The 12,418-nt window shown below is 36.6% G+C and carries 12 protein-coding genes; 6 read left to right on the forward strand and 6 right to left on the reverse strand.

Annotated elements, in window-relative coordinates:
- Nucleotides 1–72 precede the first annotated feature (72 nt).
- A complete protein-coding gene (tig, locus tag M902_RS10605; protein WP_021268654.1) occupies nt 73–1,353 on the forward strand; it encodes a trigger factor in 1,281 nt (426 codons plus the stop codon).
- Between the two features lie 94 nt (nt 1,354–1,447).
- The gene (locus M902_RS10610; protein WP_021267893.1) at nt 1,448–2,194 is read left to right on the forward strand and encodes a hypothetical protein; all 747 of its coding nucleotides are present in this window, start codon (nt 1,448–1,450) and stop codon (nt 2,192–2,194) included.
- Nucleotides 2,195–2,230: 36 nt separating this feature from the next.
- Here M902_RS10610 and M902_RS10615 read toward each other — a convergent pair whose 3' ends face one another.
- The 5 genes from M902_RS10615 to hisC all read right to left on the reverse strand — a co-directional run bounded on the left by M902_RS10615 (nt 2,231) and on the right by hisC (nt 6,890).
- Entirely contained in the window at nt 2,231–2,884 is a 654-nt protein-coding gene (locus tag M902_RS10615; protein WP_021267841.1) for a hypothetical protein, read from the reverse strand.
- A gap of 133 nt (nt 2,885–3,017) precedes the next feature.
- Nucleotides 3,018–3,647: a flavin reductase family protein gene (locus M902_RS10620; protein WP_021267767.1), complete on the reverse strand. Its 630-nt coding sequence runs from the start codon at nt 3,645–3,647 to the stop codon at nt 3,018–3,020.
- Nucleotides 3,648–3,649: 2 nt separating this feature from the next.
- Complete coding sequence (locus tag M902_RS10625) at nt 3,650–4,756, reverse strand: homogentisate 1,2-dioxygenase (protein ID WP_021268410.1); 1,107 nt, start codon at nt 4,754–4,756, stop codon at nt 3,650–3,652.
- Nucleotides 4,756–5,760: a fumarylacetoacetate hydrolase family protein gene (locus tag M902_RS10630; RefSeq protein ID WP_021268244.1), complete on the reverse strand. Its 1,005-nt coding sequence runs from the start codon at nt 5,758–5,760 to the stop codon at nt 4,756–4,758. Before M902_RS10630 ends, M902_RS10625 begins: the two co-directional genes overlap by 1 nt.
- On the reverse strand, nt 5,757–6,890 hold the full coding sequence (gene hisC, locus M902_RS10635) for a histidinol-phosphate transaminase (protein WP_021268302.1): 1,134 nt from the start codon (nt 6,888–6,890) through the stop codon (nt 5,757–5,759). The genes M902_RS10630 and hisC overlap by 4 nt, the downstream gene beginning before the upstream one ends.
- 126 nt (nt 6,891–7,016) lie before the next feature.
- Here hisC and M902_RS10640 point away from each other — a divergent pair, with 126 nt between their 5' ends.
- From M902_RS10640 to M902_RS10655, 4 genes are read left to right on the forward strand one after another with little or no spacing between them, the layout of a single operon-like run.
- Nucleotides 7,017–7,421 carry a DUF309 domain-containing protein gene (locus M902_RS10640; RefSeq protein ID WP_021268377.1) on the forward strand — a complete coding sequence of 135 codons (405 nt, stop codon included), beginning with the start codon at nt 7,017–7,019 and terminating at the stop codon, nt 7,419–7,421.
- A 10-nt stretch (nt 7,422–7,431) separates the two neighbouring features.
- Complete coding sequence (locus M902_RS10645; RefSeq protein WP_021268580.1) at nt 7,432–8,172, forward strand: EI24 domain-containing protein; 741 nt, start codon at nt 7,432–7,434, stop codon at nt 8,170–8,172.
- Nucleotides 8,147–9,079 carry a hypothetical protein gene (locus M902_RS10650; protein WP_021267913.1) on the forward strand — a complete coding sequence of 311 codons (933 nt, stop codon included), beginning with the start codon at nt 8,147–8,149 and terminating at the stop codon, nt 9,077–9,079. Before M902_RS10645 ends, M902_RS10650 begins: the two co-directional genes overlap by 26 nt.
- 52 nt (nt 9,080–9,131) lie before the next feature.
- The gene (locus M902_RS10655) at nt 9,132–9,668 is read left to right on the forward strand and encodes a GNAT family N-acetyltransferase (protein WP_021268136.1); all 537 of its coding nucleotides are present in this window, start codon (nt 9,132–9,134) and stop codon (nt 9,666–9,668) included.
- A 28-nt stretch (nt 9,669–9,696) separates the two neighbouring features.
- Here the strand turns inward: M902_RS10655 and M902_RS10660 are convergent, their stop codons facing one another.
- Nucleotides 9,697–12,363, reverse strand: a complete 2,667-nt coding sequence (locus tag M902_RS10660; RefSeq protein ID WP_021267810.1) for a valine--tRNA ligase — start codon at nt 12,361–12,363, stop codon at nt 9,697–9,699.
- Nucleotides 12,364–12,418: the final 55 nt, after the last annotated feature.

Here is a 12,418-nt window from a genome sequence, read left to right on the forward strand (position 1 = left end):
TTTGCCATATTCTAGCTAATTTCGGCTATTCATAATGTTAATATTGTCGCATAGCGAAGTGAGGATTTATTCATGACTTATAAAGTAGAACAAGTTAATGACTGCACAAAAAAATTATCTTTTTCATTCGATAACCTAGATCTATCTGAGCAAATTTCAGTTGCTCTTAAAGAGAAGCAAAAATCAGTTTCAATCAAAGGTTTCAGAAAAGGTAAAGCGCCAATCGCTATGGTTGAAAAACTATACCGTCCACAAGTTGAAGGTGATGCTCTAAATCGTTTCGTTCAAAAAGAACTTTTTGAAGCAATCAATAAAGAAGATCTTAAAGTAGTTGGTTACCCTAACTTTGAAAATATGGATTACAAAGATGGAAAGTCTGTATCATTTGATGCTGTTGTTGAAATCTTCCCAACTGTAGAACTTAAAGATTTCTCAAAACTATCTTTCACAAAAGATACAGTTGAAGTAACTGAAGAAGATGTTGATAAAGTACGTAAGAACTACCTTGCTCCAAAAGCAGAAATGGTTGAAGCAGCTGAAGGTACAGCACTTGCTAACGGACTATTCGCTGTTATGAACTTCGAAGGTGAAAAAGCTGATGGTGAAAAACCTGAAAATATGAAAGGTGAAGAATACCTTTTAGAGATTGGTTCTGGTCAATTCATCCCAGGATTCGAAGAACAAATGACTGGTATGAAAGCTGGTGAGAAGAAGACTCTAGAAGTAACTTTCCCATCAGAGTATCACGTAGAAGAACTGAAAGAAGCAAAAGTTAAGTTCCATGTTGAACTTCTTGAAATCAAAGAAAGAAAACTTCCGGACTTTACTGATGAAGTAGCTAAAGAGCTAGGTTTTGAATCTGTAGAAGATTTTAAAGCTAAAACTCAAGAGAACTTAACTAAGCAAAATGAAAGACAAGCAGCTGAGAAGTTAAATCAAGAAATTCTTGAAAAACTAATCTCTGAAAATAGCTTTGACGTTCCATCAACTATGATTGCTCAACAAAAAGAGCACCTAAAGAATGATCTTGCAAATAATCTTAAGCAACAAGGTTTCACTGAAGATATGCTAGGTGAGTACTTTGAAAAATGGGCAGGTGACTTAGATGAAAAAGCTCTTTTCCAAGTTAAGTCAGGGCTAATTCTAGACCACCTTGCAAATAAGTACGAAGTTGAATCAACTGATGCAGACTTTGATGCAAAAATCGAAGAAAGCGCAAGCCTTTCTGGTCTAACTGCTGACCAAGTAAAAGAATTTTACACAAAAGATGAGCGTATGAAAGCAAATCTTATGTATGCAATCCGTGAAGAAAAAACTTTTGCAAAACTTCACTCAGAATTAAAAATTAAATAATACTAAGGGCCCGCTTTCTGCGGGCCTTTTTTTTTCTATCTTTAAATTATCTAAAACTCCAATATAATTTAATAAATTAATTATAGGAGAGTTTATGAGATTTCTTAGTTTCTTATTAGTATTAGTTACATTCGTAGGTTGTGCTCAGCTTGATTACAATATTCCTACTGCTCGTATGGATAGTCCTGAAACTACTGGTGGGTTAGGTAAGGTCGATATCGCAATAGGTGTTGCTAGCGGCTATGATGTCGATCTTGCTGAAGGCTATGACTTTATTATTAGTGGTACAACTACAGCGGAGACTGTTAGTGGGCCTGAGCCTCTTTTGTCATTTAAAGGTGATGTCGGGCTACTTCCAAGACTTGATATTGGACTACAAACTTATCCTGATACTTCTGATCTTTTAAAAGTTAAATATCAATTTATTGGTGGTGACAGAAAAACTGTTGGTTTAAAGATGTCTCTTCAAGGAGAGTTTGGCTTTGGCTATCATGAAGATGGCTCACTAAATACTGATTCGACAGTATATACTACTGATTTGAAGGCCAAGTCACTTGGAGCAGCTTTGAATATTGGTTATCGTGCTAATCCATCGGTTCTATTCTATTTAAATACTGTATTTATGGAGTACAAAGTTGATGGTGTCCTAAAGGATGGAGCAACAATCTCTTATGACGGAGAACAGTCTCCGGAGGTTATTTTAGTACTTCCTGGTGTAAGATTTGATTTTGATAGGGTATATATTCAGATGGAGACAGGTTACTCATTTTTGAATTCTTCTTACGATAATAAGAATTCAGATGATTTCACTTATGGCCTAAATTTAGGCTATATGTTTTAGATAAAATAAAAGCCGTTTAAAACGGCTTTTCTATTTTTAAATTTCATTCATTTCGTAAATTACTTCGAATCTCTTACCTGTAAAATCAGTTTTCACTATGCTTTCACCTTCGCAGAAAAAGTTAGAAGCTGTTGCTTTGTACTTCTTCTTTGTATTAGCATCAATTGCATTTAGCGCTAAATCAACCTTGCGGCACTCTTTATTTTCTACAATTACTTTAGATACATTTTCAATATCCATATAGCTTGAACAATAGTAATCAAGATGAGGAGCATGTTTTACAGAAGTTGTACTATTAAATCTAATACTATCAAGATTCGTAATTCCTCTCATGAGAGTGCGACCAAACTTACTAACTTCTTCGTTTCTATCATGGAATTGTTGATAGTCACCTTCAATAACATTTGAATAAAAACTTCCTGTCGCATAGCCTGATTTGATAAAGTCTTTGTCGCTTTTAACCTGTTCTTGTTTTGCTTCTTTTAACATTTCAAAACATTTATTAAAGCTTAGTTTTTCAGCTTCTCTTACTGAGGAGCTACCACTGCCACTTAGGATTGAAGCAAGTCCATTTCTTAAGTTATTAGACTGAGAAGGTGAAAGATTTAAATTTGCCGTAAGGTTATCAAATAGATCCGCTTGGGCCGTAGCTCCTGTTAGGATCATAGCTGTAATCAGTAGTCTTTTCATAAAAATTCCTCTTCTTTATTAAGGTGTGTTCAAGGAAATATTAGCGAAAATTGACAGCAAGGTGGTCAAAAATGGAAAAATTACTAGGGGTGTATAGATAGTATTCAAGCCCCTAAGGGCTTGAAATTATTAATTATTTTTGAATTTGGGCCTTCATTAAACGCTCAATTTGAACCCTGTGATCACAGACGATCCAGTCATTTCCTGCGCCTCTACCTATTGGGGCATATTTATCTTGATCGATTCTACCACTATCAAGGAGTTCGTCTTCCACGTGAACACGAACAACTTCACCTGTCACGAAAGTACCTGTTCCTGGAATATCTCCATAGCTTAGTGTATCCCTAAGTTTACACTCAAAGTGGATTGGTGACTCTTTCATTCTCTTTGGCGTTACAACTTCAGAATCTAATTCTGTAAGTTTAGCAAAGTCGAATTCTGATTCACCATGAGGAAGCTCTGTTGAACATAAGTTTACTTTTTCGTAGTTATGTTGAGTCACAAAGTTTACGACGAACTCTTTTTGGCGAAGAATATTCTTTAGAGTGTCTTTTTGTTCTCCGTCGCTTGAGCGAATCATTGGAGTGAATCCGATGATCATTGGATTTGCACTTACCACTGTGAAAAATGAGAATGGTGCAATATTACTTGTACCATCTTCATTAACAGTTGAAACAACAGCGATTGGCCTTGGAACAACTGAGCCGATTAATAATTTATAATTGTCTTTAAAATCTTGTTTCGTTGTATCAAAAATTGCCATAATTACATCCAACTTTTCCAGTAGTCTTTGTTTTCATTTTCTTCAAACCATTTAGTTGGTTTTAAAGGATAGCGAGTATCAACCATGACAGCATACTCATCTGTGTATAACTTATCTTCACCTGCTTCGAAGGCCTTTGGGTGCGGACCATGGTGAACACCCTGAGGGTGAAAAGTTAAAGCACCTGCATCGATATTATCACGTGAGAAGAAATTCCCTTGGTGATAGAAAAGAACCTCATCAAAATCGATATTTGAATGATAGAAAGGAACCTTTAAAACTTTATGTTTCTTATCCTCAAGAGGCCTTTCAACAAAAGAACAAACAACGAAGTTTCTTGCTACAAAAGTTGTGTGCCCTGATGGTGGAATATGATAACGGTGGCTCATGATTGGACAGATATCATAGATTGAGATCTTCCATGGATAGACAGAACCTTTCCAGCCTTTAGCAGTAAGAGGATTAAATGGATATGTAATTGTTGTGATTTCTCCAAGTCTTTTTACTCTTACATCATACTGTGGCCAATCTTGATCACTTCCAAGTGCTGCTTCAGGTGTGAACTTTGCTGTTTGATCATAAAGGGCATTGGGACCAAGAAGTCCACGTGAAGGTTCTTCAAATTCAGAGTTTGATTCAACTTGAAAGAACTTTGCAGCTTGTGAAATTTTCACGGTATAAGTTGTTCCACGAGGTATAACGATGTAGTCACCTTTTACAAATGGTACATGGCCATAGGTTGTTTCAAAAGTACCACTACCTTCGTGTACAAAGTAGAGCTCATCAAAGTCAGCATTTCTTAAAAAATAATCGAGTGATTTTGTTAATGTTCCTAGACTAAGTTCACAGTCATTATTTGTTAAAATTGCACGGAAATCATCCTGTAGGTCATTATGACTAAAAAGAGATGGAAGATTCTTTGGTTTTAAATCTCCTGAAATATTAGTCCAGTTGACAGGAGGTTGAGTATGGTAGAGTTGGCTTACACGGCCAAAAAAGCCATTTCGTCCATGTTCTTCTTCGTATAAGCCTTCCGGAATATCAACGTGAGCTTGCTTTGTATAAACACCACTTGCTTTGAAGCTTTCCATTTTATTATCTGTTGCCATTATCTTGTACCTCTTTGTGGTCCAATCTTGTTTGTTAGTTTTCCAATCCCTTCTACTTCTAGAGTGATTTCATCGCCTGGCTTAAGCCACTTATCAATTTCTAAACCACATCCAGTTCCAACAGTACCCGAGCCGAATAGGTCTCCAGATAATACCCATTCATCTTGCGAGACGTGAGCAATCATTTGTGCCCAGCTATAGTGAGAGTCTCCAGAGAATCCTTCTGACCATTTTTCACCGTTAACTGTTGCTGTCATTTTAAGATTTGGCTCTTTAAAATCGAATTCATCAAATGTTGTGATTACTGGTCCAATGACAGAACAAAAGTCTTTACCTTTTGCTGGTCCAAGGCGTACGGCCATTTCTTTCTTTTGGATATCACGGGCCGAAATATCATTTAGAATTGTAAATCCAAAGATGTGATCTTTTGCATCTTCTTCGCGAATATTAATACCATCTTTTGCAATGACCATTCCTAGTTCTAACTCGTAGTCTAGAATATTTGTATAATGTGGCCATAGAACTTCTTGGTTGTGTCCAATGAATCCATGTGTTGGCCCTTTGTAGTAAGCCGGGATTTCATACCATGCTTCCGGAATTGGCTCATTTCTTTTTTTAAAACCAGCAGCGACGTGCTTTTCATGTGCGTAGAAGTCGCGGTAGTTTGGGATTTTATCAATTGGTGCTTTAAGATTAATCTCATCAGATTTAAAAGCAATTGGTGTTCCATCTCTAAGAGTAAGGTCACCAACTTTTTCTAAGAATAGGTAAAGGCCATAACATTCACCCAGGAAGTCGATAGGATCATCTTTCGTTTGTAAAACTTCTAAAAGAGAAGGTGGGCAAGTATGGTTAGCTCTTTGCCAAAAGTTGAAATATCCTTCTCTTTCATAATCACATGCCCAAACATTATTAGGGTCAATTACGAGTCCATTGTCTAATAAGATACCTAGACGAGGTTCTGGGCGATGAGTTCCATGATTTACATATTGGCAAATTTTCATGCAAGTTCCTTTCTAAATCTTTTATTATATGCTGGTAGTACGCGATCGAACGCTTCATAGAAGTGATACATTTCATCCTTCGTTCCAATACTGATACGAATAAATTCTGGCATCTCGTTAGCGACTAACTTTCTAATAATGACGCCTTCATTTAGAAGCTCTTCAAATATAAAGTCACTTGCTTCACTACTACCAGTTTTAATTGTAACAAAGTTTGTAACTGACTTTATTGGAGCAAAATGTCTCGCTGTTAAAAACTCCATAAGTTCATCATAACGCTTGCGATTATTTCTAAGTGTACGCTCAAGGTGTGGCCTATCTTCAAGAGCACCCACTGCTCCTAGTTGTCCAATTAGATTTGGTTCAAAAGGTAGTTTCACTCTTGTAAGGTAGCCAATTAATTCAGGGTGACCAAAGCCATAGCCGACACGAATACCTGAAAGTCCATAAGCTTTAGAGAATGTTCTAAGTGTAAGAACATTGTCATAACGGTAGTTCATCGAATCAGGGTAATCATCAAACTCTTGAGCAAATTCAAAATAAGCTTCATCTAGAATTACAAGAACATGAGGAGGCACGAATTTCATAAGGTAATCGAACTCTTCTTTTGTAATATAAGTTCCTGTTGGATTATTAGGATTTGCAATATAAATGATCTTAGTTTTATCAGATATATTCTCTGCAAGTGCTTTTACGTCGAAGCGGTAGTCTTCTGTCAGTGGGACTTTATTAAGTTTTGCTCCAACACTTCTGGCAAGAATATAAAAGCCAATGAAAGTATTATCACAAGTTAGAACTTCATCATCTGGCTTAAGGAAGGCGCGAGCAATATAGGCCATAATTCCTTCTGAACCATTTCCAAGAATAATATTGTCGAGTTGTAGATCATACATCTTTGCTAGTTTTGATTTTAGCGCATAGGCATGCATATCTGGATAGCGGTGAAGGTCCCAGAGTCCACGAGTCATTTCACGAATAGCATAAGGAGATGGCCCAAGTGGGTTTTCATTCGAAGCTAGTTTAGAAACTTTTGTGAGTCCCTTTTCTCTAACTACTTCATCGATTGGTTTACCAGCTTGGTAAACTTGTAGATTTTTTAAGTATTCTGGTACGAGATCTTTATGATGCATCACTCTTCCTATTTCATATTTTAGTTTAATTAAATTTGAGAAATTCTATCGTCTTTAAGGCCGATTGAATAGTTTTGGTCATTGCATCATGTCTAAGAGAATGAGATGAATTAGACTTAATCTACTATGAATGATTATTACTTTGGACAATTTACTACTGAGCATCTTGAACTAATCCAAGAGGGGCTTAACTTATTTAATACAGGTCATTACTGGATGTGTCATGAGGTTGTTGAAGACCTTTGGATGGATTCCATTGGAGACAATGCGCGTTATGTGTATTGGGTTGTGATTCAACTTGCAACAGCACTTTACCACCATGAAGATGACAATCTTAATGGAGCGAGTGGGATGGTCAATAAGGCCAAAGGTAAAATTGACTTCATTGAAAAAAATCATGTGGAGTCGGATATAATGGATAGGTACTTAGACTGGCAGAATTTAAAAAGTATTGTGAAGGCCATTCCGACAAAGGCAACTTTAAGAGACTTTTCAAAATTGAAAGCTTTTAAATTCCCAGTTCAAAATTAATGGAGTCAAAATGATTGGAAAACTTCCATATTTCTTTTTTCGTTCAATGAATATTCTTAAGTCAGACAAGAAAATTATCTTGATCGCTCTTTGTCCGGTCTTAATTGGTTTTATACTTTATTATTCACTAGGGCACTATGCCTTTAGTGAAGTCTCGACTTGGGGACATGGTTATATCAATGAGAAGTACCCTGATCAGGGCTGGGTGAGTACTGTCTTTTCTGGAGTTTTAATTATTCTTCTAGGGGTCATTATTAACTGGACATTCTTTATTGTGGTCTCAGTTATTGCTTCTCCTTTTAATGATATGCTCAGCTCGCGAGTTGAGATGATTTATAAATTACAAAAAGATACGAGTGATACACTTGCTCAGACTTTAAAAAGACTACCTAGTATTCTCATGAATGAACTTAAAAAAATTGGTGTGATTGTAATTCTATCTATTATCAATATTGGTATTGGGTTTTTCTTTCCTCCGATTACATTTGTTCTCGGAGGACTGATCCTTGCGATTTCATTTATTGATTATTCTTGGTCTAGAAATAACCTAACTTTTGCGGAGTGCATAGGGGATGTAAAATCTGGTTTTCTACCTTATTTACTAGGTGGAGTTGGATTTATGATCCTTATTTCTGTTCCAATCTTAAACCTATTCTTTCTTCCACTTGCTGTTGTTTTCTTTACAGTAATTTACTGTGAATTAAGAATTAAAGAGAGGGCTCCAAGTGAAGAAGTTCCTACTCAGGATTAAAGGTGATGAAGCAGAATTCGCTTCGATCTTACCTGTAGTGAATGCCATTCTTAAAGAGCATGAGGATAATCAAGTAGCAATTGTTTATACAGATGTAACTCGGATAGATGATTTTTGGTTACCTGAAAGAAGTTGGGCCTATTCCATTTCAAAGAAAGAAACGGAATCAATGTTTGCGGCCCATAAGTTTGCAGCAAATCTACACGAAGTCTTTAATACAGATTACTATATTGATTATGTAAATGATATGTACTCGGCAGTTCTTGGGCTAGCTTTTAGAGCAAATGTGAAGATAGGTTTACAAGGTGGACCAAAAAGTTTTTTTTATCAAGTATCATTACCAGAGTATAGTGGAGACTACTTAGATGAAAAGAAAGTGAGTGCTTTAAAGGCAGTAGAAGGTGATTTCAAATGCTCTAATATTGATCACACTTTTACACATAAGAAAATCTCAAATATATTTATTAATTATCCACATAAATATGATGTCGAATTTGTAGAAAGGATGAATTTTCTAGCGGAGTGTTTACCGACTTTGAAACTACATGGGTATATTCCAAGTGAAGCACTAGAGGCTTATGATGGAGTTAAGGTAAGTAAAAGAATAAGTTTATTTAGTGAATCTTCAAATATTCTTCGTCGTCGTATTGATGAGTTTGATGCTGTGATTACTAAATCACTTGCAACAGCACAAATGGGCCGTAATCGTGGCCAAGTAGCCTTCTTAGTTGGTGATGAAGAGCAGACAATTCCTGAATGGAAGCATATGCCTGAGACAATTGGTCGTCTTTGTTTTAGTGGATCAACGCTTTTATCATACGGAATTAACGAATTAATTCAGCTAAAAACTTTTCCGGATCTAGAAGATTATATACTTAATTATCAGTCACTTAGACTAGTTCCATAGTTCTAAAAAAGACATGTTTGCGAGGCCGCTATAATATTGCTAAAATATTTCTATGGTGGCCGCAAAAGATCTCACATTTGCTCCTTTTGAAATCGTTCCTGTGGAAGTGGATGATATCAAGTCATTGGCCAGAATCTATGTTGATTGCTTTTGGGAAAATTACAAAGGCATTCTCTCTAAAGATTATCTCTATTCTTTAAAGTATTCAGATGTACAACAAGTTTGGGAACGAAAAATTCCTCGAAGGCCCACGGAGGGGGGAACTCTTGTCTTTCATGCACCAGATGGTGATGTGGTTGGTTTTATTGATTATGGGCCAGCTCGTGAGCATGAACATGGTATTCCAGGTGAAATCTATGACTTTTATATATTAAAAAAGTATCAGAAGTCTGGCATGGGACAAAAGCTATTCGAAGCTGTAATTAAAGACTTTAAAAATCGAGGATATGATTGTTTTTACCTTTGTACCTTTAAAGAAAATCCTTCAAAAGGATTCTTTATTGAAAATGGAGGAAAAGTTTTAAAAGAGTCACCCTTCGAGTTTAATGGTGAGATTTATCAAGAAGAATATTTTTATTTTGAGATATAAAAAAGGCCCTAATCATAGGGCCCTTTTTTTATGATTTGAATTGTTCAATTTGTTCTTTAAGTGAGTTTAGTTTTTCTTCAAAGTCACTTGCTTTTTGTTTTACTTCAACAACTACTTCCTCTGGTGCGTTTGCCATAAATTTTTCGTTATTAAGTTTTTTTCCAATCTTATCAAATTCTTTTTGAGTTTTATCGAAATCTTTCTCAAGTCGCTTGATTTGCGCATCAAGATCAATCACACCATCAAGCTTTAAGAAGATATCAGTGTGAGTCGTTGCCTTCATGATACACTTCTTTGGGTTTTCGCTAGTCTTTGCTGCTATTGATACATCTTTTGCACGAGCTAAATCTTGCATACCGGCCATATTGTCTGCAAAGTAAGAAGATGCCTCTTTATCGTCAGTTAGAAGAACTACCTCAACTTCATCCTTCGGTTTTATATTTACTGATTGTCTAAGGAAACGAATTCCTGAAACAACTTCAATAAATTTATTCATCTTAACTTGTTCACTAGGGAAGTTAAGTGCAGCATCATACTCAGGGTAGTCTGCTGAGATTAGTAGGTCTTCACTGTCTTCTTTTAAATAACCCCAAAGCTCTTCTGTTATAAAAGGAGTAATAGGGTGAAGAAGGGCAGTAATCTTTCTAAAACAATATTTTAGAACTGTTGCTCTTTGTACTTTAGATATTTCGTCTTCACCGTTAAGAGTATTCTTTGAAAGTTCGATAAACCAAGAACAGAACTTATCGTAGACAAAAGAGTAAACTTCAGAACAAGCATCATCGTAGCGGAAAGAATCGAGAGATTCATTCACAATTTTTGTTGCATCGTTCAGCTCTGATAGAATCCATTTCTCTTGATCATCAAGGTTTGATGGAAGCTCTTTTTGAGCAAGATCTAAGAACGGAGAGATGAAACGGAAAGCATTCCAAATCTTATTAATAAAGTTTCTATAACCAGCTATTCTTTCTGGGTCTAGGTTGATGGCACGGTTGTAACCTGAACCGGCAGCAAGAGTGAAGCGGAAAGCATCTGCTCCATATTGCTCAACCATCTCAAGTGGATCAATACCGTTACCAAGAGACTTACTCATTTTGCGCCCTAGCTTATCTCTAACGATTGCGTGGATATAAACCTTATCGAATGGTACTTGGTTTGAAAACTTAGTTCCCATCATCATCATTCTAGCAACCCAGAAGAAGATAATATCAAAGCCAGTGATTAGTACTGAAGTCGGATAGAACTTATCAAAACCGCGCTCTTTCATTCTCTCTTCATTTGGCCAACCAAGTGTCGACATTGGCCATAGCCCTGATGAGAACCATGTATCAAGAACATCAGGATCTTGCGTGTAATCTTTTGCGCTACACTTTGGACATGATTCAGGCTCAAGAGCTTCATCTGCCCATTGGTTTTCACAAGAGTTACATGTAAATACTGGAATTCTATGTCCCCATAGAAGTTGGCGAGAAACACACCAGTTCTTTGGTTCACGTAGCCAAGCAAAGTAAGTATTCTCCCATCCTTTCGGATAGAAACGAGTTGTATCATCCTCAACTTTTGCTACGGCCTCTGCTGCCATATCGTGAACATTTACAAACCATTGCTTTGAGATCATTGGTTCAATAACAACACCTGATCTCTCTCCGTGACCAACTTGGTGCACGTGCTTTTCTTCTTTAACGAATAGTTCAAGCTCTTTAAGCTTTTCAATAACACCCTTACGAGCCTTTTTACAAGGTAGGCCTTGCCACTCAAGACCGTGCTCATTTAGAGTTCCATCTAGATTAAGGATATTGATGATTTCAAGATTATGTCTCTTTCCAATTTCAAAGTCATTGAAGTCGTGACCTGGAGTAACTTTTAGGCAACCTGTACCTTTTTCAATATCAACGTGTTCGTCACCAACAATTGGAACTTCACGGTTGCAAAGTGGAACGATTGCTTTCTTACCAATTAGGTGAGCAAATCTTTCGTCATTTGGGTTAACTGCAACGGCCGTATCACCAAGTAGTGTTTCTGGTCTCGTTGTAGCAACTTCTAATTTGATATCACTATCTTTAACAGAGTAGAGAATATGATAGAAGGCACCGTTAACTTCTTTGTGATCAACTTCTGCATCAGAAATCGCTGATTGAAGTTTTGGGTCCCAGTTAACGATATAGTCTGATTGATAAATTAAACCTTCATTGTAGAGAGTAACGAAAGCGCGTCTTACGGCTTCGTTTGCTTCCGGATCCATTGTGAACATTGAGTAGTCCCAATCACAGCTTGCTCCCATTACTCTTTGTTGGTTAGCGATTACGCCACCATATTGTTCTTTCCATTCCCAGATCTTCTTTAAGAAGTCTTCACGAGAGTAGTCATGCTTAGTTTTCTTTTCTTCATTCCAGATTAGCTCTTCAACTTTTGATTGAGTTGCAATACCTGCGTGATCCATTCCTGGAAGGAAGAGGGTTTCGTAACCTTTCATTCTTTTAAAACGAATAAGGGCGTCTTGAGTTGTGATATCAAGAGCGTGACCTGCGTGAAGAATTCCTGTGACGTTTGGAGGTGGCATAATGACGCAAAAAGACTCACCAGTCTTTCCTGCTTTAGGAGTAAAATACTTTTCATTTTCCCATTTTTGATACCACTTCTTTTCTACATCATTAGAGCTATATGTTTTAGGTAGCTCATCGAAATTTTTTGTCACAATTTCTTCCTTTTTTCGATTTAACTAATTGAAATTATATATCATAGGATACACG

This window comes from Bacteriovorax sp. BAL6_X (genome assembly GCF_000443995.1).
GTDB lineage: Bacteria > Bdellovibrionota > Bacteriovoracia > Bacteriovoracales > Bacteriovoracaceae > Halobacteriovorax_A.

Coding starts and splice junctions, on each gene's coding strand:
- tig (WP_021268654.1), top strand. CDS start 73: ATGACTTATAAAGTAGAACAAGTTAATGACTGCACAAAAAAATTATCT.
- M902_RS10610 (WP_021267893.1), top strand. CDS start 1,448: ATGAGATTTCTTAGTTTCTTATTAGTATTAGTTACATTCGTAGGTTGT.
- M902_RS10615 (WP_021267841.1), bottom strand. CDS start 2,884: ATGAAAAGACTACTGATTACAGCTATGATCCTAACAGGAGCTACGGCC.
- M902_RS10620 (WP_021267767.1), bottom strand. CDS start 3,647: ATGGCAATTTTTGATACAACGAAACAAGATTTTAAAGACAATTATAAA.
- M902_RS10625 (WP_021268410.1), bottom strand. CDS start 4,756: ATGGCAACAGATAATAAAATGGAAAGCTTCAAAGCAAGTGGTGTTTAT.
- M902_RS10630 (WP_021268244.1), bottom strand. CDS start 5,760: ATGAAAATTTGCCAATATGTAAATCATGGAACTCATCGCCCAGAACCT.
- hisC (WP_021268302.1), bottom strand. CDS start 6,890: ATGCATCATAAAGATCTCGTACCAGAATACTTAAAAAATCTACAAGTT.
- M902_RS10640 (WP_021268377.1), top strand. CDS start 7,017: ATGAATGATTATTACTTTGGACAATTTACTACTGAGCATCTTGAACTA.
- M902_RS10645 (WP_021268580.1), top strand. CDS start 7,432: ATGATTGGAAAACTTCCATATTTCTTTTTTCGTTCAATGAATATTCTT.
- M902_RS10655 (WP_021268136.1), top strand. CDS start 9,132: ATGGTGGCCGCAAAAGATCTCACATTTGCTCCTTTTGAAATCGTTCCT.